The sequence below is a fragment of the Nocardia cyriacigeorgica genome, assembly GCF_010868145.1.
Classification (GTDB): Bacteria; Actinomycetota; Actinomycetes; order Mycobacteriales; family Mycobacteriaceae; genus Nocardia; species Nocardia cyriacigeorgica_D.
This window is the reverse complement of the sequence record NZ_JAAGUY010000020.1, coordinates 48,433-73,784: the sequence shown is the minus strand read 5'-3', so window position 1 is coordinate 73,784 and position 25,352 is coordinate 48,433. Positions and strand designations below refer to the sequence as shown.

General features: G+C 67.4%; 24 protein-coding genes. 13 read left to right on the top strand and 11 right to left on the bottom strand.

Annotated elements, in window-relative coordinates; translation table 11 throughout:
* Positions 1 to 3 precede the first annotated feature (3 nt).
* From GV792_RS21170 to GV792_RS21150, 5 genes are read right to left on the bottom strand one after another with little or no spacing between them, the layout of a single operon-like run.
* Positions 4 to 831, bottom strand: coding sequence for an enoyl-CoA hydratase (locus GV792_RS21170; protein WP_163826022.1), 828 nt, complete (start codon positions 829 to 831; stop codon positions 4 to 6).
* A 1-nt stretch (position 832) separates the two neighbouring features.
* Positions 833 to 1,741, bottom strand: a complete 909-nt coding sequence (gene mmsB / locus GV792_RS21165) for a 3-hydroxyisobutyrate dehydrogenase (protein WP_163826021.1) — start codon at positions 1,739 to 1,741, stop codon at positions 833 to 835.
* The gene (locus GV792_RS21160; RefSeq protein WP_163826059.1) at positions 1,738 to 2,832 is read right to left on the bottom strand and encodes an enoyl-CoA hydratase/isomerase family protein; all 1,095 of its coding nucleotides are present in this window, start codon (positions 2,830 to 2,832) and stop codon (positions 1,738 to 1,740) included. The genes mmsB and GV792_RS21160 overlap by 4 nt, the downstream gene beginning before the upstream one ends.
* A gap of 2 nt (positions 2,833 to 2,834) precedes the next feature.
* Positions 2,835 to 3,992, bottom strand: coding sequence for an acyl-CoA dehydrogenase family protein (locus GV792_RS21155; protein ID WP_163826020.1), 1,158 nt, complete (start codon positions 3,990 to 3,992; stop codon positions 2,835 to 2,837).
* A 4-nt stretch (positions 3,993 to 3,996) separates the two neighbouring features.
* Positions 3,997 to 5,499: a CoA-acylating methylmalonate-semialdehyde dehydrogenase gene (locus GV792_RS21150; protein WP_163826019.1), complete on the bottom strand. Its 1,503-nt coding sequence runs from the start codon at positions 5,497 to 5,499 to the stop codon at positions 3,997 to 3,999.
* A 946-nt stretch (positions 5,500 to 6,445) separates the two neighbouring features.
* On the opposite strand from GV792_RS21150, the gene GV792_RS21145 reads away from it, so the two are divergent.
* From GV792_RS21145 to GV792_RS21135, 3 genes are all read left to right on the top strand, one after another.
* Positions 6,446 to 6,955, top strand: a complete 510-nt coding sequence (locus GV792_RS21145; protein WP_163826018.1) for a nucleoside deaminase — start codon at positions 6,446 to 6,448, stop codon at positions 6,953 to 6,955.
* A gap of 69 nt (positions 6,956 to 7,024) precedes the next feature.
* Positions 7,025 to 9,862, top strand: coding sequence for a DEAD/DEAH box helicase (locus GV792_RS21140; RefSeq protein WP_163826017.1), 2,838 nt, complete (start codon positions 7,025 to 7,027; stop codon positions 9,860 to 9,862).
* Positions 9,859 to 10,626, top strand: coding sequence for an SWIM zinc finger family protein (locus GV792_RS21135; protein WP_163826016.1), 768 nt, complete (start codon positions 9,859 to 9,861; stop codon positions 10,624 to 10,626). The genes GV792_RS21140 and GV792_RS21135 overlap by 4 nt, the downstream gene beginning before the upstream one ends.
* A 71-nt stretch (positions 10,627 to 10,697) precedes the next feature.
* Here the strand turns inward: GV792_RS21135 and GV792_RS21130 are convergent, their stop codons facing one another.
* Positions 10,698 to 11,774, bottom strand: a complete 1,077-nt coding sequence (locus GV792_RS21130; RefSeq protein WP_163826015.1) for an amidohydrolase family protein — start codon at positions 11,772 to 11,774, stop codon at positions 10,698 to 10,700.
* 110 nt (positions 11,775 to 11,884) lie between these two features.
* Here GV792_RS21130 and GV792_RS21125 point away from each other — a divergent pair, with 110 nt between their 5' ends.
* Positions 11,885 to 13,084, top strand: a complete 1,200-nt coding sequence (locus tag GV792_RS21125; RefSeq protein ID WP_163826014.1) for a DUF2157 domain-containing protein — start codon at positions 11,885 to 11,887, stop codon at positions 13,082 to 13,084.
* A gap of 60 nt (positions 13,085 to 13,144) precedes the next feature.
* Here the strand turns inward: GV792_RS21125 and GV792_RS21120 are convergent, their stop codons facing one another.
* On the bottom strand, positions 13,145 to 13,780 hold the full coding sequence (locus GV792_RS21120) for a TetR/AcrR family transcriptional regulator (protein ID WP_309138578.1): 636 nt from the start codon (positions 13,778 to 13,780) through the stop codon (positions 13,145 to 13,147).
* A 108-nt stretch (positions 13,781 to 13,888) separates the two neighbouring features.
* Here GV792_RS21120 and GV792_RS21115 point away from each other — a divergent pair, with 108 nt between their 5' ends.
* From GV792_RS21115 to GV792_RS21100, 4 genes are all read left to right on the top strand, one after another.
* Positions 13,889 to 14,290, top strand: a complete 402-nt coding sequence (locus tag GV792_RS21115) for a Dabb family protein (RefSeq protein ID WP_163826013.1) — start codon at positions 13,889 to 13,891, stop codon at positions 14,288 to 14,290.
* 263 nt (positions 14,291 to 14,553) lie between these two features.
* Positions 14,554 to 14,916 carry a hypothetical protein gene (locus tag GV792_RS21110; protein WP_163826012.1) on the top strand — a complete coding sequence of 121 codons (363 nt, stop codon included), beginning with the start codon at positions 14,554 to 14,556 and terminating at the stop codon, positions 14,914 to 14,916.
* A gap of 165 nt (positions 14,917 to 15,081) precedes the next feature.
* Positions 15,082 to 15,768, top strand: coding sequence for an HNH endonuclease family protein (locus GV792_RS21105; RefSeq protein ID WP_375154471.1), 687 nt, complete (start codon positions 15,082 to 15,084; stop codon positions 15,766 to 15,768).
* Between the two features lie 256 nt (positions 15,769 to 16,024).
* On the top strand, positions 16,025 to 16,396 hold the full coding sequence (locus GV792_RS21100) for a hypothetical protein (protein ID WP_163826010.1): 372 nt from the start codon (positions 16,025 to 16,027) through the stop codon (positions 16,394 to 16,396).
* A 3-nt stretch (positions 16,397 to 16,399) separates the two neighbouring features.
* Here GV792_RS21100 and GV792_RS21095 read toward each other — a convergent pair whose 3' ends face one another.
* Complete coding sequence (locus GV792_RS21095) at positions 16,400 to 17,215, bottom strand: sulfurtransferase (protein WP_163826009.1); 816 nt, start codon at positions 17,213 to 17,215, stop codon at positions 16,400 to 16,402.
* A gap of 188 nt (positions 17,216 to 17,403) precedes the next feature.
* Here GV792_RS21095 and GV792_RS21090 point away from each other — a divergent pair, with 188 nt between their 5' ends.
* Positions 17,404 to 18,621: a benzoate/H(+) symporter BenE family transporter gene (locus GV792_RS21090; protein WP_163826008.1), complete on the top strand. Its 1,218-nt coding sequence runs from the start codon at positions 17,404 to 17,406 to the stop codon at positions 18,619 to 18,621.
* Here the strand turns inward: GV792_RS21090 and GV792_RS21085 are convergent.
* Genes GV792_RS21085 through pdhA form a run of 3 tightly spaced genes read right to left on the bottom strand, consistent with a single transcriptional unit; the run spans position 18,618 to position 22,095 of the window.
* Positions 18,618 to 20,006, bottom strand: a complete 1,389-nt coding sequence (locus tag GV792_RS21085; RefSeq protein WP_163826007.1) for a dihydrolipoamide acetyltransferase family protein — start codon at positions 20,004 to 20,006, stop codon at positions 18,618 to 18,620. The genes GV792_RS21090 and GV792_RS21085 overlap by 4 nt on opposite strands.
* Positions 20,007 to 20,026: 20 nt before the next feature.
* Positions 20,027 to 21,001, bottom strand: coding sequence for an alpha-ketoacid dehydrogenase subunit beta (locus GV792_RS21080; RefSeq protein WP_163826006.1), 975 nt, complete (start codon positions 20,999 to 21,001; stop codon positions 20,027 to 20,029).
* Positions 20,998 to 22,095, bottom strand: coding sequence for a pyruvate dehydrogenase (acetyl-transferring) E1 component subunit alpha (gene pdhA / locus GV792_RS21075; RefSeq protein WP_163826057.1), 1,098 nt, complete (start codon positions 22,093 to 22,095; stop codon positions 20,998 to 21,000). Before pdhA ends, GV792_RS21080 begins: the two co-directional genes overlap by 4 nt.
* 610 nt (positions 22,096 to 22,705) lie before the next feature.
* Between pdhA and GV792_RS21070 the strand changes: the two genes are divergently transcribed.
* From GV792_RS21070 to GV792_RS21055, 4 genes are all read left to right on the top strand, one after another.
* Complete coding sequence (locus GV792_RS21070) at positions 22,706 to 22,927, top strand: hypothetical protein (protein ID WP_163826005.1); 222 nt, start codon at positions 22,706 to 22,708, stop codon at positions 22,925 to 22,927.
* Positions 22,928 to 23,052: 125 nt separating this feature from the next.
* Entirely contained in the window at positions 23,053 to 23,547 is a 495-nt protein-coding gene (locus tag GV792_RS21065) for an Lrp/AsnC family transcriptional regulator (RefSeq protein WP_163826004.1), read from the top strand.
* A gap of 147 nt (positions 23,548 to 23,694) precedes the next feature.
* Positions 23,695 to 24,351, top strand: a complete 657-nt coding sequence (locus GV792_RS21060) for a maleylpyruvate isomerase family mycothiol-dependent enzyme (protein ID WP_163826003.1) — start codon at positions 23,695 to 23,697, stop codon at positions 24,349 to 24,351.
* A 163-nt stretch (positions 24,352 to 24,514) separates the two neighbouring features.
* On the top strand, positions 24,515 to 25,330 hold the full coding sequence (locus tag GV792_RS21055) for an SDR family oxidoreductase (protein ID WP_163826002.1): 816 nt from the start codon (positions 24,515 to 24,517) through the stop codon (positions 25,328 to 25,330).
* Positions 25,331 to 25,352: the final 22 nt, after the last annotated feature.

Below are 25,352 nucleotides of genomic sequence, written 5' to 3'. Positions count from 1 at the left end.
TGATCAGCGGTTGGTGAACTTCGCCTGCCGCTTCTCCACGAAGGCGGACATGCCTTCCTTCTGATCTTCGATGGCGAACAGCGAGTGGAAGACCCGCCGCTCGAACCGCAAGCCCTCGGCCAGCGTGGTTTCGAAAGACCGGTTCACCGATTCCTTGGCGATCATGGCGACCGGCAGCGACATGGACGCGATGGTGTCGGCCACCTCGAGCGCGGTGTCGAGTAGTTCGGCAGCGGGCACGATGCGCGAGACCAGCCCGGCCCGTTCAGCCTCCTCGACATCCATAGTGCGGCCGGTGAGCACCAGGTCCATGGCCTTGGCCTTGCCGATCGCCCGGGTCAGCCGCTGCGAACCGCCGATACCGGGGATGACGCCGAGCTTGATCTCGGGCTGGCCGAACTTGGCGGTATCGGCCGCGATCAGGATGTCGCAGATCATCGCCAGCTCACAGCCGCCGCCGAGCGCGTATCCGGCGACGGCGGCGATGGTGGGCTTACGGAACGCGGCCAGGCGGTCCCAGCGGGCGAAGAAGTCGTTCATGAACATGTCCATGTACGACTGGGGCTGCATTTCCTTGATGTCGGCGCCCGCAGCGAAGGCCTTCTCGGAGCCGGTGATGACGACCGCGCCGATCTCGTTGTCGTTCTCGAGTTCGTCGAGTGCGGCGATGACATCATCGAGGACCTGCGCATTGAGGGCGTTCAGCGCCTTCGGGCGGTTCAGCGTGATCAGGCCGACCCGGCCCTTGCGCTCCAGCAGAATCGTCTCGAATTCGCACCCGCCCGTCTCCCGGCCGCCACCCCTCACGGAATCGCTCCGCGATGCTTCCATTTCATGCACCCTCTTGCTCGGATCGTTTACGGACGTCGGTGACGATAGCGGAGAAGTCCTTGCCCGCCGCCGACTGGTTGAACCGCTCGTAGATCTGTGCGGCCAGCAGACCGAGCTGACCATCGACACCATTGGTGCGCAGGGCATTCGCGGCGAGGCCGAGATCCTTGTTCATGAGCGCGGTGGCGAATCCGGGTTCGTAGTCGTTATTGGCCGGGCTGGTCGGCACCGGGCCGGGGACCGGACAGTAGCTGGTGAGCGACCAGCTCTGACCGGAAGCCTTGGACACCACATCGAAGAACGACTGGTGGCTCAGCCCCAGCTTCTCCCCCAGCACCAGCGCCTCGGACAAACCGATCATCGAGATGCCGAGCAGCATGTTGTTGCAGATCTTGGCGACCTGGCCGACGCCGCTCGCCCCGCAGTGCACCACCTTGCCGCCCATGACGTCGAGGATCGGCAAGGCCTCGGCGAAATCGGCCTCCCCGCCACCGACCATGAAGGTCAGCGTGCCCGCGGCGGCGCCGGCGACACCGCCGGACACCGGGGCGTCCAGGGCGCGATGACCGGCAGCGGTCGCCATCTCGGCGGCCGCTTTGGCATCGGCGACGTCGATGGTCGAACAGTCGATGAACAGCGTGTTCGGCCGGGCCGCGGGCAGCAGTTCGGCGTAGACGTCGCGGACCAGTTTGCCGTTGGTCAGCATGGTGATCACGATGTCGCGGTCGGTGGCGGCCGCGATGCCGGTGTCGACCATCTGGATCCCCGCTGCACGTGCGGTCTCCTTGGCGGCGGGCATCGGGTCGAAGGCGTGCACGTCGTATCCGGCGCGCACCAGATTGGCGGCCATCGGCTCACCCATGTGGCCGAGGCCGAGAAAGCCGATCGTCTTGCGGGCAGGCTCGTTCACAGCTGTCCCTCCGGGGTCGGGGCGGTCAAACCCAGTTCCTGGTCACCCAATTCGGTGAAATACGCCGCGACCTGCTCGTCGGTCACCGACTCGAGGGTGGCGGGCGACCACTGCGGGTTACGGTCCTTATCGATCACCTGCGCACGAATACCCTCGACCAGGTCGTGGGAGCCGAGCGTGGCGATCGAGACGCGATACTCCTCGTTCAGCACGGTCTCGAGTGAGTCGGCTCGGCGGGCCGAACGCAGTGAGCGCAGCGTGACCTTCAGCGAAACCGGCGATTTCGACAGCAGTTCGGCCGCAGCGGCCTCGGCCTGCGGGCCGTGCGTGCGCAACCGGCCAACGATCTGTTCGACGGTGTCGGCACCATAGCAGGCGTCGATCCAGTCCCGCTGGGTCAGCAGCTCCGATTCAGGTGCGGCCGTGGCGAACTTGGCGATCGCGATATCGGCGGTCTCCGAGCGCAAGGTCTCGAGCAGCGCCGGGATGTGCTCGGAAGGAATGAAATAGTCGGCGAAACCGGCGGCGATGGCGTCGCCCGCACGCATGCGCGCGGTGGTGAGCGCGACGTGCGTGCCGAGCTCGCCGGGGGTGCGAGCCAGCAGATAGGTGCCACCGACGTCCGGCACGAACCCGATCCCGACCTCGGGCATACCGATCATGGAGCGCTCGGTGACGATCCGATGCCCGGCATGCCCGGACAATCCGACGCCACCACCCATGACTATGCCGTCCATGATCGCGACATAGGGCTTGGGGAACCGGCCGATCAACGCGTTCAGGATGTACTCGTCGCGCCAGAACCGGCCAGATGCGGATTCGGCGCCGGTGCGTGTCGAGCTCGAATCCTGTTGTGCGCTCTTGGCATCGTTGTGAATGGCGACGATATCGCCGCCCGCGCACAACCCGCGTTCCCCCGCACCGGTGAGCACGACGGTGTGTACCTGCGGATCGTCGGCCCAGGCCCGCAGCGCCTCGGTGATGGTGAGCACCATCGGATGATTCAGCGCATTGATGGCCTTCGGCCGGTTCAGGGTGATGACGCCGAGCCCATCACGTTTCTCGATCAGGACTTCGGGTTCCTGACTCATACTCACGCTGCTCCTGCCCCGCGGGCGGTCGAGGTCATCGACCGGGCGACGACCACCCGCATGATTTCGTTGGTGCCCTCGAGGATCTGATGCACCCGCAGATCCCGGACGATTTTCTCCAGACCGTACTCGGCGAGGTAGCCGTAGCCACCGTGCAGCTGTAGAGCCTTGTTGGCGACGTCGAAGCCCGCGTCGGTGGCGAACCGCTTTGCCATCGCGCAGAGCTCGACCTTGTCGGCGTCATCGGCATCGAGGGCAGCGGCGGCTCGCCACAGCAGGGTCCGCGCGGCCTCCAGTTGCGTGCGCATATCGGCCAGGTCGAACTGCAACGCCGGATTCTTCAACAGCGGCGCGCCGAATGCCTGACGTTGAGCCAGGTACGGCACGGTTTTGTCCAGCGCCGCCTGCGCGCCGCCGACCGAACAGGCCGCGATATTGAGCCTGCCGCCGTTGAGACCGTTCATGGCGATACGGAAGCCGTCCCCCTCGGCGCCGAGCCGGTTGGCCACCGGGACGCGGGCGTCGGTGAGGATCACCTGCCGCGTCGGCTGTGCCTTCCAGCCCATCTTCTTCTCATTCGGGCCGACCGTGAGACCAGGGGTGTCGGCCGGGACGATCAGCGCCGAGATGCCGCGTGCCCCATCGTCTCCGGTGCGCACCATCATCACGTACACATCGTTGGCGCCCGCGCCGGAGATGAACTGCTTGACGCCATTGAGGATGTAATCGTCGCCGTCACGGACCGCTTTGGTGGTCAACGCCGCCGCGTCCGACCCGACACCTGGTTCGGTGAGCGCATAACTGCCGAGGATCTCCATCGACGTCATACCGGGCAACCAGCGGAACCGCTGCGCATCGTCACCGTATGCGTCGATCATCCACGCGGCCATATTGTGGATGGAGATATAGGCGGCGACCGCGGGACAGCCGGTGGCCAGCTCCTCGAAGATGCGCACCGCATCCAGCCTGCGCAGCGCCGACCCGCCCACGTCCTCGGCGACATAGATGCCGCCGAGGCCGACCGAACCGGATTTGCGCAGCACCTCGATCGGGAAGTGCATGTGCTCGTCCCATTCGAGCGCGTGCGGGGCCAGGAACTCGTCGGCGAAATCCCGCGCGGTCTCGCGGATCGCCCTTTCATCGGAGTTCAGGGTGAACATCGCCTCAGTCCATCGTCGGGATGACGAAGTGGTCCGCGTTCTCCTTCAGACCCTTCGGCCAGCGCTGGGTGACGGTCTTGGTCTTGGTGTAGAAGCGGATCGAATCCGGGCCGTGCTGGTTCAGATCGCCGAATCCGGACCGCTTCCAGCCACCGAAGGTGTGGTAGGCGATGGGCACCGGGATCGGGACGTTGATGCCGACCATGCCCACCTGGACGCGGGCTGCGAAATCACGGGCGGTGTCGCCGTCGCGGGTGAAGATCGCGACGCCGTTGCCGAATTCGTGCTCGCTGGCCAGGCGCAGACCCTCCTCGTAGTCGTGTGCGCGCACGACGCTGAGCACCGGACCGAAGATCTCCTCGGTGTAGATGCGCATCTCGGGGGTGACCTTGTCGAACAGGGTCGCGCCGACGAAGTAGCCGTCCTCGGCGCCGTCGACGGTCAGGCCGCGGCCGTCCACCACCAACTCGGCGCCCTCGTCGATACCGATCTGGACGTAGTTGTTCACCCGGTCCAGACCGTCGCGGCCGACCAGTGGGCCGAAATCGACGCCCGGATCATCGGAGCGGCCGACGTTGAGCTTGTGCACCCGCTCGGTGAGCTTGGCGACGAGCCGGTCGGCGGTCTCCTCGCCCACGGGCACGGCCACCGAAATGGCCATGCAGCGCTCGCCCGCGGAACCGTAGCCCGCGCCGATGAGCTGGTCGGCGACGTCGTCGAGATCGGCGTCCGGCATCACGATGGCGTGATTCTTGGCGCCACCGAAGCACTGGGCCCGCTTGCCGTTGGCGGTGGCGGTCTCGTAGATGTACTGGGCGATCGGGGTGGAGCCGACGAAGCCGACGGCCTGGATGCGCGGATCGTGCAGAATCGCATCCACCGCTTCCTTGTCACCGTTGACGACGTTGAACACGCCGGCGGGCAGCCCCGCCTCCAGGAATAGCTCGGCCAGCCGCAGCGGAACCGAGGGATCACGCTCGGACGGCTTGAGGATGAAGGCATTACCGCAGGCCAGCGCGGGACCTGCCTTCCACAGCGGGATCATGGCCGGGAAGTTGAACGGCGTGATGCCCGCGACGACGCCGAGCGGCTGGCGCATCGAGTAGACGTCGATGCCGGTGCCCGCGCTCTCGGTGTACTCGCCCTTGAGCAGGTGCGGGATGCCGGTCGAGAACTCGATCACCTCGAGTCCGCGCTGAATGTCACCCTTGGCGTCGGCGAGGGTTTTGCCGTGCTCGCTCGACAGCAGCGCCGCAAGCGAATCCATCTCGTCCTGCACCAGGGTCAGGAACTTCATCAGGACCCGCGCCCGCTTCTGCGGGTTGAACGCGGCCCATTCCGGCTGCGCGGCGGCGGCGTTCGCGATCGCCACCTCCACCTCGGCGGTTGTGGCCAGCGGAACCCTGGCCTGTACCTGGCCGATATTGGGATCGAACACATCACCGAAGCGGCCGGAGGTGCCGGGGACCTGCTGTCCGCCGATGAAGTGGGTGAGCTCACGAACCATGCGAATCCTGTCCTCAGGTGGTGTTTGGCGGTGGCGACATGCGGCGCATGCACAGATCTACGGGCATCCAATAGTTGGACGTCCAAGCATTAATGTACACCCAGGTCGAGTGGTGCACCAGACCTCAGTCGACGGTCGTTGCCCCGATGCCATCGGCGCGGCGGCCCCACCATCGCGACCCGAGTCCGCGATACCGGTGACACCCATAGCCTGGAGTGACGGATCTGGGGCAACGGCTGCAATCGGTGCGCCGGCCCGGCGACTAGCGCGAGTCGCCGGCGGCGACACGGCCGCCGTGCAGCACCAGCAGCCGCTGTGGATGAGCGGCAACGGCTTCGGGAAACCCCCGAAGCGGCGACCACAACCAGGCCGTCCCTGTAGGCCCGTTCGCCCGAACGGGCGTAGATCGCCACCCTCCGACTATTGATGTCACCTATTGCCAGGATGGTTTTCCGATATTGGACGCAATAGCCAACGACACGCAGTCTGGATATATCGACACAGCTAGTGGACCAGACCTGGGTGCCCATCAGCGGCCTTACCACACCCCAGGATCGGAGCGCGAGAGGGTGAATGGCGATGCCTGACGGTCCGCCTGCTCATCGATGCCGGGGCGGCCGTCACGATTCCCGACGCGACGGCACTTCGCCGCGTGATCTGGCCGACAGGAGGGGCTTCGACGACGTCGTCGCCCTGATCGACGCGGCGAGCTGAATATTCCGATGGAAACAATCAGCCCACTGCGAATGCGGATGAGCGCTGATCGAAAACGTACGACAAGGAACAACACATGATGTCGTTGGATCATGATCGCCCGTGGCATCGGGCCGGCGTTGCGTGGGGAGCGGGCGCAGTCGCGCTCGCGGTGGTCGCGGCAGTGCTGACACTGCTCGCCAAAAGCGCACTGTGAATCCCTGGAAAACATACGACTGTGAAGGAGAAAGTAATGGAATACGCCCAACACACCATCGAATTGGCGCGGCGCAACGTCGCCGAAGGTGGACGCCCCTTCGCCACCGTCATCGTCAAGGACGGCCAGATCCTGGCCGAAAGCCCGAACAAGGTTGCCCAGACAAACGACCCCACCGCCCACGCCGAGATCCTCGCAATCCGCGAAGCCTGCACGAAACTCGGCACCGAACACCTGATGGGCGCCACGATCTACATCCTGGCCTCGCCGTGCCCGATGTGCCTTGGAGCTCTCTACTACTGCTCACCGGACGAGGTCGTCTTCCTCACCACTCGCGAAGCCTACGAGCCGCACTATGTCGACGACCGTAAATACTTCGAACTCGCTACCTTCTACGACGAATTCGCCCAACCCTGGCAGCGTCGCCGCCTGCCCATGCGTTACGAGCCGCGCGACGAAGCGATCGACGTCTATCGGCAATGGCAGCAGGCCAATGGCGGCGAGCGACGCGTCGCGGGCGCACCTACGCAGCGCGATCAGCCGTAAGGTCCTCGCCGGCGGGGCCGCGGACCACACGGCCGCATGCGTGTCGGTGGCACCTGATTTGATGGGCGAATGCTGCACGGTCTGTGGTCTCCGGGATCCGGGCTGCTGCTGTGGTACCCGCCCGACCAGGGCGGAGGCCACCGCACTGCCCCGGGCTCCGGTGACGCGACCGTGCCGGGGCTGCTCGGCGACGTCATCCGGACGGCCAAGTTCCGGCACCGTGCGCAGGTGCTGCTCGCCGAGGCCGGCGGCGTCCGCAGCGAACGGGTACCCGCCCACGCATTGGCGCCGGATGCCGCTGCCGCGGCGCTGCGGCAACGGCTCCCGACCACTGCGGTTGCCGCTGATCTGCGGTTTCTCGCTCACGTCGCCAATGGAGTCGAGCGGTGGGTGCGGGCCGGGCGCGTCGTGCCCGAACTGCGTCGCGATGATGGGCAGTGGTGGGCGCGCTGGCGCCTGGTAGGCGGAGCGGGGCAGCGGGCCTGGCTGGCCGAACTCGCCTCCGTGATGCCCGCTGCGCTCCGGGTGGCCGGCGAGCCGGCGGCGGTGCTCGACGATATGGTCACCGAACTCACCGATCCCATCGCCCGCGAGTTGATCCAGACGCGTCCGTCTCCGCACCCGCTGGCACAGGGCCTCACTGCCGATGTCCCGGTGGACGGCGGCAGCCATCAGGCCGCCCAGATGCTGGAACGCTGGCGCAGCAGCCTCGCCGTGGACGAGACGGAACTGGTGTTGCGCCTGCTCGAACCTGACACCGACGACTCCGACGAGGTGGCGCTGTGGCGTCTCGAAGTGTGCCTTCGGATGGACGGGCAGGCACCGAGTTCTGTTCCGCTGCATGGTGATCCGCAGTTGGTGCGCACCGCGGTCGAACGGCTCGGCGAGGCGCAGCGCGTCTATCCGCGGTTGCGTGATCTGCCGGGCGATCCACGCAGCATGGATCTGTTGCTGCCCACCGAAGTGGTGATCGACCTGGTGGCCCATGGCGCACAGGCCTTGCAGGCCGCCGGCATCCGCCTGCTGCTGCCACGCGCATGGGCCGTCAGCGCACCCACTATGCGGCTGCGGGTGGACAGTGCCGTGCCCGCCGCCGAGAGCACGGTCGGGCTGCCGGGCCTGGTGTCCTACCGCTGGGAACTCGCCCTCGGCGACACCGTGCTGACCAGGGACGAGATGCAGCGACTGGTCCGCGCCAAATCCGATCTGGTCCAGTTGCGCGGTGAATGGGTGCAGGCCGACCACAAGGTGCTGGCCGCGGCCGCCGAGTACGTCGCCATGCATGCCGAGGGCACCGAGGTGAGTTTGGCCGACATGATCGGTGAGATCGCCGCCACCCGCGTCGACCAGGTGCCGGTCACCGAGGTCACCGCCACCGGCTGGGCGGCCGAGCTGTTCGATACGGCCGCAGCCGATGAGCCGGTGCCCGCACCGATCGGTTTGAAGGCGCAGCTGCGCCCGTACCAGGGGCGGGGCCTGTCCTGGCTGGCCACCATGAGCCGGATGGGCCTCGGCGCGATCCTGGCCGACGATATGGGTCTGGGCAAGACGATCCAGGTGCTCGCGATGCTGTTGCACGAACGCGAAGCCAGGCCGAGCCCCGTGGGCGGCGAGCCCGGACCGACCCTGCTGGTGTGCCCGATGTCGGTGGTCGGCAACTGGCAGCGCGAAGCCGAACGATTCGCTCCCGATCTGCGGGTGCTGGTGCATCACGGTCCGGCGCGGGCCAAAGGTGATGAGCTGGCCGCCGCCATCGCCGACGCCGATCTCGTCGTCACCACATATGCCCTGATGACTCGCGATATAGCGGATCTGGCCGCACGGGAGTGGGAGCGGGTGGTGCTCGATGAAGCTCAGCACATCAAGAACTCGGGCACCCGGCAGGCGCGGGCGGCGCGGGCACTGCCCGCACGGCACCGGCTGGCGCTGACCGGCACACCGGTCGAGAACCGCCTGGAGGAATTGCGGTCGATCCTGGACTTCGCGATGCCGAAACTGCTCGGCAGCGCGCAGGCCTTCCGCGCCAGATTCGCCGTGCCGATCGAGCGCGAGCGCGACGAGAACGCCATCACCAGGCTCCGCGCCGTCACCTCTCCGTTCGTGCTGCGCCGCGTGAAAACCGATCCGACCGTCATCGCGGATCTCCCGGACAAGCTCGAGATGACCGTCCGCGCCAATCTCACCGTCGAGCAGGCCGCGCTCTACCAGGCCGTCGTCGACGACATGCTGAACAAGCTCCGCGATGCCAAGGGGATGGCCCGCAAGGGTGCGGTGCTCGGGGCGCTGACCCGCCTCAAGCAGGTCTGCAACCATCCGGCGCATTTCCTCGGCGACGGTTCGGCCGTGCTGCGCCGCGGCGGCCATCGCTCCGGCAAACTCGCCCTGGTAGAGGACGTGCTGGACGCGGTGCTCGCCGACGACGAGAAGGCGCTCATGTTCACCCAGTTCCGCGAGTTCGGTGAATTGATCGCGCCCTATCTGGCCGATCGATTCGGCACCCGGATCCCGTTCCTGCACGGCGGGGTGAGCAAGCAGCGCCGCGACACCATGGTGGCCGAATTCCAGCAGTCCGACGGCCCGCCGCTGATGCTGCTCTCGCTCAAGGCAGGCGGTACCGGCCTGAACCTCACCGCCGCCAATCATGTTGTGCACCTGGATCGCTGGTGGAATCCGGCCGTAGAGAACCAGGCCACCGACCGCGCCTACCGGATCGGGCAGCAGCGCGCGGTCCAGGTGCGCAAGCTGGTGTGCGTCGACACCATCGAGGAGCGGATCGACGAAATGATCAGCGGGAAACGCCAGCTCGCCGATCTCGCGGTCGGTTCGGGCGAGAACTGGATCACCGAGTTGAGCACCGATGAGTTGCGGGATCTGTTCACCCTCGGTGCGGAAGCGGTGGGCGAATGAATCCGCGCGTCGATTTTCGTGAGTTCGGTCCGCGCCGGCCGGTATCCGGTGGTGTCGAAGCCCGCAGCAGGCGAGGGGCGTTCGGCCGCACTGCGTGGGGCCGGGCGTTCATCGATGCGGTGGAGCGCATGGCCGAGCCCGGCAGGCTCTCCCGTGGACGCAGCTATGCGCGGTCGGGGCAGGTCGTGAGCTATCGGATCGAACGCGGCGCGGTCGTCGGTGAGGTGCAGGGCAGCCAGCCGCGTCCGTTCACCGCCACCTGCACAATTCGGCTGCTGCGGCCGGAGGAGGTCGAGCTGCTGGTCGAGGAGATCCGTTCCGCGCCAGGCATGCTGGCCCAGATCGTCTCCGGTGCGCTACCGACCGCGCTGTCGCCCCATCTGCTGCCCGAGACCGCCGCCGACCTGGATTTCGGCTGCACCTGCCCCGACCCCGGCTGGCCGTGCAAACACGTCGCCGCGCTGTGCTACCTGCTCGCCGAACGGCTCGACGAGTACCCGCGCGATCTGCTCACGCTGCGTGGATTGTCGCTGGACACACTCATCGGCGGGGTCGAACGCGGCGGTCCCGGTGGCGACACCGACCCCTACGGTTCGGAACTCGAGTTGCCCGCGCTGCCCACTCCCGAATTCCACTCGGCCCCTGACGATCTGGACCCAATGCTCTTGCGCCGCGCACTACGGATGCTCGCCGAGGACGAGCCGACCGCTGCGAGCGGTCTGCGCGCCCTGACCGCCTGCTATACCGACCTGAGCCGCTCCTGACGATGCGCTCGGCGTCACCGGTTCGATTCGGCCCACGGCAACTCGGGTCCAGAGCACCGATATGGCGTGGATCAGTCCCCGTCGATGCGATACACCCGCTGCGCGTTGGCGCGGAAGATCAGGTCGAGACAGCCGGTATCGCCGACATGATCGGTGATCGCCGTGGCGACCGCCACGGCGCTGCCCGCCATGGTGGTGATCGGCTTGTCCACCGGGAAGTTCGAGCCCCACACCAGCCGCTCGACTCCGAAGCAGTCCACCGCATGTGTCAGCAGGGGCCCGATCCGGTCGAGTAGTTCGGGCACCGGCGTCGCAGTTCCGCGCGGGGGCACCTTGTGACCGAGAATCGGCATCATCAGGCCGCTGACCTTGGCCACCGCATTCGGTTGGGCCGCGACGGCGGCGATCTCCTCGCGCCAGCGGATGAACAATTCGCGCCGATGCCCGGGGTTGTATCCGGTGTGTTTGCCGACCGCGCCGAAGATCCCGGCCGGTGTGCCGAGATGATTCAGCACGATGGTGACCTCGGGATACCTGGCGGCAAGCGCGGCCACATCGGGGAGCTGATGCGCATACACCCACGCCTCGAACGACAACTCACGCTCGGCCAGTTCGGCGAACCCTTCGAGGAACGCGTGCGCGGTCAGATCACCCGGCGTGCTGGTGAACGAGCGGACGCCGGGGTCCGGATGGTGCGCGACCATGGTGCGGATGCCACGTAGCAGCGGCGAGGCCGAGGCGTGTGCGTCCAGCAACGCCGCGAACCCCGGTGCGGCCGGATCGGCACTGGCGAGAATGGCGCCGAGCGCGGGCGTGTCGACGCCGAACGGCAGGCTGGCCACCCACCGGGTCTCGTCGGCCTTTGCCAGCGGTCCGGTGCCGGTCCATTCGACCTCGATATGGGCGATGGTTCGGACTGTCAGCCCGGCGGTGTCGGTGCGGTAGTCCGCCGGCAGATAGGGGTGCATATAGGGCGTCGGGTCGCCGACGAATTCCCGGTCACGTTGCGGCGCGACCTTCATGGCGACACCTATCGGCACCGGCAGGTATTTGAACAGCCGGGCCAGGCCACTGAAGTCACGCGGTGTCGACAGCGGATCCCACTGGTGGATATGCGCGTCGATGATGGGAATGTCGGTGAGATCCATGGGGTCCATCCCGTCCGCCGTTCACCCGGTCGGGGCCGATTGTCACACGCGAGCCGGATCCGCAGTCGCAGTAGCGCCGAAACCGCGGCCGGGTCGGACATACTGGCCGCGTGGTCGACAACAATCACGGCGCATCGGATGCGGCTGCCGATTCCGGCGAACCGAGCGGGCGGGCCGAGTCGGCGCCATCGGGCGATCGGACTGAAGACACCGGCGTGCAGCGGGATCACGCCGCATCCGCCCGCCGCGCCCGGCACGAGGCGGTCGCACTTGCCAGCGATGACGTCGATCCGCCGCGCCGCACGGCATCACGCGGTCCGGCTGGTGAGGACAGCGGGCCGCACGCGGCCTCGTTGCGCCCACTGGTCGAATCCGGGGTGCTCACCGAGCAGCAGCTGGACGCCGTGCTCGGCGCCCTGGCCGGACCGCCTGCCCGTCACTCGCGGACCAGGTTGCTCGCCGAGATCGCGGCCTATGCCGGTGCGGGGCTGCTGCTCGCCGGGATCGCCCTGGTGCTTGCGGCGTCATGGGAGGATCTGGCCCGAACCGGCCGCGTCGCGATCCTCGCACTGATATCGGTGGTGCTCGCCGTGATCGCGGTCGCGGTCGCAGGCGGGGGGTCGGCGTTGTTCGGTCGGCTTCGAGACCGGCCCGGCGCGGCCGCGCAGGTGCCCGCCGTCCGAACCCGGCTCGCCACCGTGCTGTTCGCACTCGCCACCGCGTTCGTCGCGGGAACGGTCGGCTCCGCGATCGAGGACGGCAATACCGATTCGGCCTGGGTGTATGCCTGCATCGCCGGCTTGATCGCCGCCGTGATCGGCTATCTGGCCTTACCCTCGCTGATCGGGATCTTCACCTGCGCGGGCTTCAGCGCCGCCGCCGTGCCCGGAGTCATGACGGACCTGGTCGACCTACACGACGGCTGGCCCGGCCTCGCCGTCCTGCTCCTCGGCATCGTCTGGGGTGTGCTGACTCGCCTCAGCGCCTTCGACGAACGCTGGGCCGGCTATCTGATCGCCGTGGTCCTCGCTGTTTTCGGGGCTCAGTTCACCGGCGAATACGACACCATGGCCATCGCTTACTGGCTCACCGCCCTGGTCGCCGTGCTCTGCTTCGCCCTCTACCTGACCGAACGCTCCTGGGTGCTCGTCCTCGGCGGTGCGGCCGCACTCGCCATCGCCGCCGCCGAAGCCGTATGGGACTGGACCGACGGTTCGGTCGGCGCCGCGGGTGCGGTCCTGATCATCGGCGCAGTGGTGCTCGGTGTGGGCGGCTACCTGCTCATCCGCGCGGGCAGTCAGGCGGAATGATCTGCCGGGTTCGAAGGTGCCTGCTGGCCTTGCCTGCCCACACCTCAGAACCCGCAGTCGCTATGCGGAGCCGGGGCCATACGCCCGCATGAACGTGTCGGTGGCCGCGTCCGATATATCGCGGAGGGTGTCGTCCGTGATCTCGCGTGTTCCGAGCCTGCTGTGCCGTTCGAGCGGACCGGTGAGCAAGGCGAGCAGTTGTTCGGCCGCACGTCCCGGATCGGAGTGCCGCAGCCGCCCGTCGAGCATGTAGCGAGCCAGCCGATCGGCCAGTGCCTCGGCCAGCCGCTGCGGCACACGGTCCAGGATCTCGGTGGTCAGCTCGGGGAAGGTGACCAGCTGCGCGTAGGTCAGGCGATGTAATGCCGTGGCCCGCGGCCCCGCGCATACCGTTACCAGGCGATACGCGGTCTCGCCGAGCGCGGTGCCCGGACCTGAACCGGAGTCGCGCAGCGGTTCGAGCGCGGCCAGGCACTGCGCCCCGACCGAATCCGCCGCTGCGCGCATCGTTTCCCGCAACAGCGTGGGTTTATCGGTGAGGTGGTTGTACACCGTCGGCTTGGCCACGCCCGCCTCATCGGCGATTTCCTGGACGCAGGCCTGGTCATAGCCGCGACGTGCGAAGACCTCGAATGCCACCTCGAGGATTGCTTGCCGCTTGTCGATCCGTCCGCGGCTGGTCGTCGGTGGAGTCACCGTGCGAGCTTATCGGAGAATCGGCCAACTTTGAACTTGCGGGTTCAGTTGTTTGACTGTACTAGTAGGACTTGTATTTTGAACCGGTAAGTTCAAACTGGAGGATTCATGATCGTGCACGTACTACGTTTCGGATTCCGCGATGACGTCACCGAGCAGCAGAAGGAGTTGGTGCTGGCTACGCTGCGTCGCACCGCCTCGGTGGAATCGGTCGAATTCGCCTGCGTCGGACAGGATCTCGGCGATCCGGAATCGGGATACACGTACTCGTACTGCGTCGGCATCGCGGACCTGGCGGCGCTGGAGCGCTACATGCACGATCCCGTGCATCTGGCCGGCGATCCGGTGATCATTCCTTATCTCGCGAAGGTGGCCATCGGCCCGGATATCTCCGACGACCCGGACCCCGAGCTCAATGCCCAGATCATGGCATTGCACCAGCGCAAGGTGCGGATGTATCCGGAGTGGGATCGGCTGATGTCGACGATTCCGGAGGTGCGTATCGCCTGAGGCCGGTGCGCCGGAGTGGGTGGATGTATCGGCCGACCTGGTCCTGGCCCGGAAACCCGGACGAATTACCTCGTGCTCTGCGGTACCCAACAGAGGAATTCTGGAACATACTGGGGTATCCGCTGGTCACCGCGGAGATTCGATGTTCGGCGGTTGCGGTAGCGGCATCATTCACAACAAGGCAGCGGGTCCACAAGACGCCCGCAGCGTGACAACGCGGTCATTCACCCACAACGACGGCACACATAGCGGAGGGCAGCAGTATGACGATTCTGCTCCAGGTTCTCGAGCAGAGCTTCACGCCGACAACACCGTGGGAACGGCGCAAATTCACCTTCGTCAACGCGCACTGCATCGTCGGGATGCGGCTGGACGGCGAGTCCGGCGTCTGGCTGGATCTGTCCCGTCCGGGGGAATCGCAGCGGCTGGCGCATACCGGCGATCCGCATGAGGCGATCACCTTCCTGCTCACCACGTTCGCCAAGATCGCCGAGTGCGAAGATCGCGGTGGCTGCTGGTTGATCGGCCATGACGGCACGCACAGCAGCACACTGGCCGCCACTCGTTTCCCGCCGCACGGCACCCAGGACACCGCCGACGAGCTGCTGGCCCGCGCCTGGTTGTAGATCCCTCCTCGAAACCCGCATCGAATGCCGTCACCTGTCGGTGGGTGCCGGTACACCTTGTTCATGCGGGTGGGAATTCGACGGCTGACCTCGCCGACCAGAGCAATAGTCACGGGGCGATCCACGTCTCGTGGATGCTCTGCGCAGCAGAGACCGACGCGACGCATCGTGGCGCCGGTCGTCGCGGTGCTGGCCGCCGCGGCGTGCCTGCTCAACGGATGCGCGCAGCCGGCGAAGCCCGCACCGGGCAGTCCAGGCCGCGCAGAAGTAGAGCGCCTGCTCGCGACGGTGCGTGTGGTCGAGGTTCGCCCACATCCCGGTGGCTACGAACGTGGCTGCCGGGAGGGTGAGGGCTGTGTCTTCGGTCCCGCATGGTCCGATGATTACGAGGGCGCCGGCGGACACGACGGCTGCGACACCCGAAACAATGTGCTCGCCCGCCAACTCACCGGCCCCGCTTATCGGCCCGGGACCCGCGACTGCGTGGTGATCTCCGGGGTGCTGGCCGATCCGTACACCGGCACCAGCGTCACCTTCGCCAAATCCGATGCGAGCAACGTCCCGATCGATCACGTGTACCCGCTGGCCGCCGCCTGGGATCTCGGCGCCGCCGCCTGGCCGCTCCAGCGCCGGGTCCGCTTCGCCAATGACATCGACTACAACCTGCAGGCCACCACCCGTGCCGCCAATCAGGCCAAGGGCGACAGCACACCCGCTGAATGGCTGCCGCCGTCACGGCCCGGCCACTGCTTCTACGCAGCCAAATACCTGGCTGTGGCCCTGCGCTACGACCTGCCGGTCACCGTCGGTGACCATGCCGCAATGCGGACGATCGCCGGGACCTGCCCCTAACGACGCACCCGTGGCTTCGGCCTGCTCATAGATACCGCTTGTGCCGTGCCAGCCGTGTGTCCGACACACCACGTCGAGGCACGAGATCCCGTGTACCCGCGACGAATCGGCAGCGGCGACACGACTTCGACGTCCGGGTTGCGGCCGTCCGATGACAGCCGGTTTCTGGAAGCGGCGACGCGGCAGGGCAGTCATGATCTACCTCAGCGATCGGTGCAGCGCCCTCCAGGCAGCACCGGGCAGGGAGGAGACATCCGTGGAGTTCTTTGCGCAGGTCTTGCTGATCGCGGTGGGGCTGGTTCATCTCGCACCGGGTGTGGTGGCGTTGTCGGCGGCGCAGGCGCGGGCCGCTTATGGAGTGGATCCCGCGAATCAGGACCTGACGGTGTTGCTGCGACATCGGGCGGTGCTGCTCGTACTGGTCGGGGCAGCCATGCTCGCGGGCGCGTTCGTCGAGGAACTGAGGGTCCCCGCGATGATCGCGGGTGCCGTCAGCATGGCGACGTTCATCGTGTTCGCATTCGGCGCACGCGACGCGAACCCACGCATCCGCCGCGTGGCACAGATCGACGTTGTCGCGCTGATCGCGCTGGCAGTGGCTGCGGTGATCTTCGCCGTATGGGCGTAATGCTCACGCGCCGGTGGCTACAGCACGTTTCGGGTCATTGGACCATTGGGACCAGGAGCCCGGGTACAGGGCGGCATCGATGCCTGCCACAGCGAGAGCCGCGATCTGGTGGGCGGCGGTGACTCCGGAACCGCAGTAGACCGCGACCGGGCCACCGCAGTCGGCGAAGCGTCCGCGCAGTTCGGCGGCTGGGCGGAAGAGTCCGTCGGCGGTGAGGTTCTCGGCGGTCGGCGCGCTGATCGCGCCCGGGATGTGGCCTGCACGTGGGTCGATCGGTTCTTGTTCGCCGCGGAAGCGTTCGCCTGCCCGCGCGTCGAGCAGCGCGCCCGGCCAGCGGGCGGCCGCGTCGGCATCGATGACGGGCAGATGATCCGGGCTCAGCTCGACATCGCCTGCGGCGGGGTCGGGCTCGGCGCCGGTAGCAGGCACACCACCGGTGGCGATCCATGCGGGCAGGCCGCCGTCCAGAATCCGCACATCCGCGATGCCAGCCCAACGCAGCAGCCACCAGGCGCGGGCGGCGGCCATCCCGCCGGTCGCGTCGTAGACGACCACCGTGTCACCCGCGCACACGCCCCAGCTGCGCGCGCATTTCTCCAGCTGCCCGATCTCGGGCAGCGGATGCCGTCCGCGTGCGGGTGAAGGTGGCGCCGCGAGTTCGGTCTCCAGGTCGACGAAGATCGCGCCGGGGATATGCCCGTCAAGATAGTGCTGCGGCCCATCCGGGTCGCCGAGCGCCCACCGCACATCGAGTAGCCGTACCCGATTGTCCGACAACGCTTCCCGCAGTTCATCCGCCGAAATGAGTACCGGCCGCACTCCAGCTCCTCGTTGAGATCCGCATCCTCGAGCCCGTCTCCCCTACCCTACGCATCCGGGCGCGATCCCGTCCCCGGACCGGGCAAAGCCGCCATGCGGTCCGAAGAGCGGTCGGCCACGCCGGATTCAGGCCAGTTCCGCCCGACTGGATCGGGACAATGCGTCCTGACCAGCGCACAATCGCCCCAATGTCGTCGAATTCGCCGCCCGCCGCCGCCATCCCCACCGCCGACCAGGGCGCACGCGATATCGCGCAGCCGATCGGCGCGGGCGTGATCACCGCGCTGGTGGGTTTCACCAGCACGTTCGCGGTGGTGCTCAGCGGACTCACGGCGGTCGGCGCGTCCACAGCGCAGGCCGCGTCCGGGTTGCTCGCGCTGTGCGTGACCCAGGCCATCGGCATGATCGTGCTGAGCTATCGGTACCGGATGCCGATCATCGTGGCCTGGTCCACCCCCGGCTCGGCGCTGCTCGCGGGCGCTGGACTGGTCTCCGGTGGCTGGGCCGCGGCCATCGGCGCGTTCGTGATCACGGGGGTGCTCATCGTGTGCACCGGACTGTCGCGGCGGCTCGCCGACCTGGTGACGGCGATCCCGGTGGAGATCGCCCAGGCCATGCTTGCCGGTGTCCTGGTGCCGGTGTGTCTGGCGCCGGTGCGCGCGCTGCAGACGAGTCCCGCTGTGGTGGTGCCGGTCATCCTGGTGTGGTTGATCATGCGTCGAATCGCCGCACGCTGGGCGGTGATCGCCGCTTTCGGTGCGGCCGCGGCCGGTGTGGGAGTCGGCATCGTGGCCGGGCACAAACATCTCGACACCGCCGCGATGATCCCGACGGTCGCGCTGGTCCTGCCGCAGTGGAGCTGGCAGGCGATGATCAGCATCGCGGTCCCGCTCTATTTCGTCACGATGGCCTCGCAGAACATTCCGGGCGCGGCCGTGCTGCGTTCCTTCGGCTATCGAGCACCGTGGCGGGCCGCGATGGCCGTCACCGGGATCGGCACGATTGCCGGTGCTCCGGCCGGCGGCCACGCGATCAATCTGGCGGCCATCAGTACCGCGTTATCGGCCGCGCCCACCGCACATCCGGACCCCGAACGTCGCTGGATCGCCGGATGTACGGCGGGCGTGTGCTATCTGTTGCTCGGACTCGGCTCGGCCGCGCTGGTCGCTGTGATCGCCGCAGCGCCCGCGGGAACGCTGGAAACCGTTGCGGGCCTCGCGTTGCTGCCCACTCTGGCCGCGGTCCTCGCGGGGGCGCTGGCCTCGGAACAGCATCGCGAAGCAGGTGTGGTCACATTCCTCGTCGCCGCGGCCGGCATCGGATTCCTCGGAATCGGAGCCGCCTTCTGGGCCGTGGTGGCAGGGCTGGTCGTGCGGCAGGCGTTGCGGAGCCGGGCCGCGGGCTAGAGACGGCTGAGCAAGGTGATCGGATCCTCGATCAGGCTGCCAACCGTCGCCAGGAAACGGGCGGCCTGTTCGCCGTCGATCATGCGATGATCGAAGCTGAGGGTGAGGGTGGTGACCCAGCGGATGGCGAGTTCGTCGCGCACGACCCAGGGGCGTCTGCTGATCGCGCCGAGGCACATGATCGCGGCCTCACCGGGGTTGACCAGCGGCATCCCCGTGTCGACTCCGAAGACGCCGACATTGGAGATGGTGAACGTGCCACCGCGCAGATCGGTGGGTGCGGCGTTCCCGGTGCGGGCCACATCGACCAGCCAGCCGATATCGCGGCACAGATCACGCAGACTCAACGCGTGCGCGTCCTTGATGTTGGGCACCAGCAGCCCGCGTTCGGTGGCCACGGCGATTCCGAGATTGACGTAGTGCTTGGTGACGATCTCCTGGTTGGCTTCATCCCAGTACGCGTTCATCCCGGGGAATTCCGCGAGCGCGGCCAGCACCGATTTGGCGACCAAGGCCAGCGGGGTCAGCGTCAGCCCGGTGAAGGACGCGGTGGTGCGCAGGTGGTCGAGCAGTTCCATCGACGCCGTGCAGTCCACGGTGATCGACGCGCCTGCCTGCGGAATGGTGCGCGCGCTGGCAACCATGGCGGCCGCGGTGCGTTTGCGGATTCCGGTGATCGGGGTGCGCTCCTCGCGCGCGGGTGGGCGCACGACACCGGATTCCGTACCGGCCTCGGGCTGCGCCTCGGATTCGGCCGCGGCAGGTGCGACGGCGCGGATCCGGGGTGGTGAGACCGGCACCGCCGAGCGCACATCCTCGACGGTGACGGCACCCTCCGGACCGGATCCCGCCACGTACCACAGGTCGATGCCCAGCTCTCCGGCCAGCTTCCTGGCACCGGGTGTCGCGGCGGCGCGAGCGCCAGGGGACGCGGTTGCGTTCGGAACGTGAGTCCCGTTGCCCGACTCCGCCTGCCGCTGTGCGCTTTTCGCGGCGGGCCGACGACGTCGCGATACAGCCTCGTCTTCCGGGCCGTACCCGACGAGCACCGACTTACGTTCGGGCGCAGGCGGCTCGGACGATTCCGCGATCGAGGGCGCCTCGGGCATAGCGGGTGCGGTGGTGCGCACACGAATCAGCGGCGCGCCGACCGGCACGGTCTGCCCCGGCTCGGCCAGCAGTTCGACCACTGTGCCCGCGAACGGTGATGGCAATGCCACCACTGCCTTGGCGGTTTCCACCTCGGCGATGGTCTGGTTCAGCTCGACGGTGTCGCCGACGGCTACCGACCAGGACTGCAGTTCGGCGTCGGTGAGGCCCTCCCCCAGATCCGGCAGCCGGAATTCCAGCACGTGATTCGGGACGTCGGCACGCGGGTCATCCACGAAGGCACCTCGGCTCTGGGTCAGGCGGCCAATGAACGGTCGATCGCCGCGAGAATACGGTCCGGATCGGGCAGGTGGTGCTTTTCGAGCTTAGCCGGGGGGTAGGGGATGTCGAAGCCGCCAACGCGCAGTACCGGCGCCTCCAGGTGATAGAAGCAGCGTTCGGTGATGCGGGCGGCGATTTCGGCGCCGAGCCCGGCGAAAACCGGCGCCTCGTGGACCACCACCAGCCTGCCTGTTTTGGCCACCGACTCCGCCACGGTGTCGAAGTCGATGGGCGAGAGGCTGCGCAGATCGATGACCTCGAGCGAATGCCCCTCCTCGGCAGCGATTTTCGCGGCGGCAAGCGCGGTCGCGACCGTACCGCCGTATGCGACGACGGTGGCGTCGACGCCGTCGAGGCAGACCCGGGCGCGATCGGGCGGTAGCGGGGCCTGCGCCTCGAAGTCGACGTCGGCCTTGTCCCAGTAGCGGCGCTTTGGTTCGAAGAAGATCACCGGATCATCCAGCGCTATCGCCTGCCGGATCATAACGAAGGCGTCGGCTGGATTACTCGGCGTCATCACCCGGAGTCCGGCGGTATGCGCGAAATACGCCTCCGGCGATTCGGAATGATGCTCCACCGAGCCGATGCCGCCGCCGAACGGGATGCGAATGGTGATGGGCGCCTTCACCTTTCCCTGCGTGCGGTAGTGGATCTTGGCCACCTGGGAAACGATCTGGTCGAAGGCGGGATAGACGAATCCGTCGAACTGGATCTCACACACCGGACGGAATCCGCGCAGCGCCATACCGAAAGCCGTACCGATGATGCCGGATTCGGCCAGCGGCGCATCTATGACGCGATTGTTACCGAAGTCCTTCTGCAACGTGTCGGTCACCCGGAACACACCACCGAGACGGCCGATGTCCTCGCCCATGAGCAGCACCTTCGGGTCGTCCTCCAGCGCCCGGCGCAGCCCGGAATTGAGTGCGGCGGCGAAGGTGGTGATCATGACGGAACTCCTTCCGTTGGCGCATCGGCTGCCAGATACTCCGCGTATTCACGCCGTTGTGCGGCGATCAGCGGATGCTCGGTGCTGTAGACGTGGTCGAACAGCTCCATCGGCGCGGGATCGGCCATGTCGATGGTGGCACTACGGACCACAGCGGCGACCTCGTCGGCCCTGGCGCGGACCCGCTGCTCGAACTGTGCGTTCAGCAGGTTCTCGCGTTCGAGCAGCCGGTGCACCCGGTCGATGGGGTCGCGCTTCTTCCATTCCTCGGTTTCGGCGGCGGACCGGTAGCGCGTCGGGTCGTCGGCGGTGGTGTGCGGACCCATGCGGTAGGTGATCGCCTCGATAAACGATGGGCCGCCGCCGGCGTGTGCCCTTGCCAGCGCCTGCCTGGTGACAGAAAGCACCCCGAGCACATCGTTGCCGTCGACCTGGACCGAGGGGATGCCGTAGCCGAGGGCGCGCTGCGCGATGGGCGTGGCGCTCTGCAAGCGGACCGGTTCGCTGATCGCCCAGTGATTGTTCTGGCAGAAGAACACCACCGGCGCGCTCCAGCTCGCCGCGAACCCGAGCGCCTCGGCGATATCGCCCTGGCTGGTCGCACCGTCACCGAAATAGGCGATGGTGGCGATATCCGCACCTTCCAGATGCGCGGCGAAGGCGTATCCGGTGGCATGCAGGCCTTGTGCGCCGACGACGATGGCCGGATTGGTCATATTGATGACATCTGGATCCCAGCACGAATGAGCAACACCGCGCCACATCCGGGTCAGTTCGGCCGGGTCGACGCCGCGGCAATAGGCGACCGCGGCCTCCCGGTAGCTACAGAACACGTAGTCGTCGGGATGCAGGGCGCGCGCCGAGCCCACCTGGGCGGCCTCCTGGCCCAGCAAGGGAGCCCACAGCCCGAGCTGGCCCTGACGCTGCAATGCGGTGGCCTCGGTGTCGATCCTGCGGGTCACCACCAGGTCTTCGTACAGGTCCCGCAGTTCATCGGGGCCGATATCGGCGACCACGGCGGCGTGTTCCCGATCGAGAACGCGACGGCCGTCGGGCTGGATCAGTTGCACCGGATAGCTGGGTTTGCCGAGCATCTCCTTCATCGCCTCCTCGAGGTCAGCGCGCCAGGATTGTGTCCTGTACCACACAGCATCCACGATTAAACGATGTGCGCAAGCGATCGACACGAAACTGAGCAGAGTGCTCGATTTCCCCCCTAGCCGGAGATTCATATTGCACGTTGTGACAGGTCATCGCCTCGGTGTGCCGATGCTGCGGGGGCCAGGCCCGAGTCACGTCACATAGTTTGCCGAGCAGGTAATACCAGCTCCTGTGCCGACCGCGGAATTCGCTTCCCTCGTGCCGCGCGATTCGTCTGTAACGGCCCGGGTGGCGCCGCGATAGTCTCCGTGGGCCGCGCGGGCGGACCAAACCTGTTAGCAGAAAGGCACATTCGAGATGTCTCGAATCACGCGCCGAGCATCGCGATCGCTGCTCCGCGCTGTGGCGCCACCCGCCGCTATCGCGTAGCCCGAGGTATCGCAGTCCGCACCACCGGTGTCCTCGGTCTTCCCGCCGAGCGTATCGACTCCGACCAGGGAAGTGGTCGACGTCGGCACCGGTATCGGCTCCGGTTCCGTCCACATCGCCGTCGAGATGCCGGCTCTGGCGATGACTCCACCATCACCGAACAAAGGATTCATCATGTCGTTCACCAAGCTGCTCGGCGCAGGCATCGCGGCACTGGCTGTCGGGACAGTCCTCACCGCGGGTCCGGCACTCGCCGAACCGCTCGCCGTCACGCCGGAGGTCACCCCGGTCGTGGCCCCTGGTGAGCCCGCACCGGGCGGGACGTCGTCGGGTAGCGCAGTGATCTCGCTGATCGAGCGCCTGATGTGCGGCTCGTCGATCACCTGCCCCTACTGAGCCCGGCCCGAGTCGACGGCACGGGCGGATCGCTCCGCCCGTGCCGGTCTCCGATGGCCGCCGCGGTGCGGCCGCGCGCACTGATCGCCCATGCCCGATACCCGGCACGTGCCATCATGCGTTGTATGACCAGTCGAGAACTCGTCGATCCGGCCGTTGACGGCACCGACGCGCGGCTGTTGCTGGAACTGGTGGACAACCCGAGGGCGACCGGCGTCGAGCTGGCCGCGCGACTCGGGTTGTCCCGCAATACCGTGCAGGCGCGGCTGGCGCGCTGGGAGGCCAACGGGGTGCTCGCCAGTTTCGAGCGCCGGGTCGAGGCGCGGGCACTCGGTTATCCGCTGGCCGCGTTCGTCGCGGTGGTCGTCGATCAGCACAAACTCGATCCCGTGGTCGACGAACTCGCGGAGGTCCCCGAAGTCACCGAGGTGTGCGGCATGACCGGCGCCACCGACCTGACCGTCCGGGTCGTGGCCCGCGATGCCGACGACCTCTACCGCATCACCGGCCGCATTCTGAAGATTCCCGGGGTGGAGCGCACCAATATGGCCCTGGTGATGCGCGAACTGGTCGGACCGCGGATCTCGCCGCTGCTGGAGCGCATCGCCGAGTCGGGCTGATCACTCGGCATCATGCGGCACCGATGAATTCGAGTCGGTTCGATCGTCTGCACCTCCGAAGCCCAGCCTGCGGCGCGCCTACTGTCCGGCAGGCGAGGAGGGCGGCGCCGGAGCACAGATCCGACGCCTGATCGAGAAAGGAAGACGGTGCCGAAGCTCGTATCCCGCGAACAACTCTGGGAGATGACCCATACCGAACGCACGGAGTTGGCCGACGATCTCGCCGGACTGGACGAAGCCCGGTGGGCGCGGCAGTCGCTGTGCGGCGAGTGGACGGTCGAAGAGGTCGTCGCCCATCTCACCGCGGCGGCGAGCATCGGCAGGGTGCGTTGGCTGCTGAGCGTCCTCGGCGCCCGCTTCGACTTCGATCTGCACAATGCCCGGCGCCTGGCTGAGCATCGCGGCACAACGCCGGCCGAAACCCTCGAGCGCTTCCGCGCGGTCGTCACGAGCACCACCGCGGCTTCCGGACATACCGCCGCGTGGCTCGGCGAGGTGATAGTGCACGGGCAGGACATCCGGTATCCGCTCGGGCTGACGCGCACACCATCGCTCGAGGCCACGACCGAGGTGGCTCGCTTCTTCGCCGGTCGTGACTTCACCGTTTCCGGCCACAGCGCCATCAGGGGCTTGCGGCTCGAGGCGTCCGACGGCCCCTTCACCGCAGGCGCGGGTGAGCTGGTTCGAGGGACAACGCTCGCATTGACGATGGCGATGGCGGGGCGAGCGGTCTATTGCGATGAATTGACCGGGCCCGGTGCGCCCATCCTGCGCGCCCGGTGCGGACCTGCCGACGACGAATAACCGCCCGGTTCGCATAGCCGAGGTGTCGATATCCAGCCCGCCGGTTCCTGAGCCGACCACACCGAGCAGCTCACCCGTATCGCCCCAGCAGTATGCCGGACGGGTTCCGCCCGAAATCCGCGCAGAGGGCTACGGAGGGCGGGGGTGAGCATAGGGTGCGGGCATGGATATTTCGGGCAAAGTCGCCATTGTGACGGGAGCAGGAGCCGGGATCGGGGCGGCGTTGGCGCGACGGCTGGTTGCGGGTGGCGCGCGGGTCGTGGTCGCGGATCTGGATGTCGGTTCCGCCGAGGCGGTGGCCGGTTCGCTCGGGGCTGACGCTGTCGCCGTCGGCGGCGATGTCGCCGATGACGCGGTGATCGCCGCCCTCGTCGAACGGGCCGAGGCCGAATTCGGACCGGTCGACATGTTCTTCGCGAACGCGGGGATCGGTGGCGGGCCAGGGCTCGACAGCACCGACGCGCAGTGGACGGCCGCACTCGAGGTCAACGTGCTTGCGCACGTGCGGGCGGCGCGCCGGCTGATGCCCGGCTGGGTGGAGCGCGGTAGCGGGTACTTCGTGACGACGGCGTCGGCGGCGGGGCTGCTCACCCAGATCGGGTCGGCACCGTATTCGGTGTCCAAGCATGCGGCGGTCGGCTTCGCCGAATGGCTATCGGTGACCTATGGGGACAAGGGTGTTCGCGTCAGCTGTCTGTGCCCGATGGGTGTGGACACCCAGCTGCTGCACGGCGGGATGATGCCGCCGGAGAACGCCGAGGCAGCGGAACTGGCGATCAAGGCGGTGACCACGGCCGGTGCCGTACTCACGCCGGAGCAGGTGGCCGACGCTGTGATCGCGGGCGTCGAGGCCGAAACCTTCCTCATCCTCCCGCATCCGGAGGTGCTGAAGATGTACCGGTACAAGGGCAGCGACTACGACCGTTGGATCGACGGTATGCGCCGGTTCCAGGCCGCGTTGCAGGCACCGACGTCCTGATCGAGCCGGCGTTGCGGCGCGT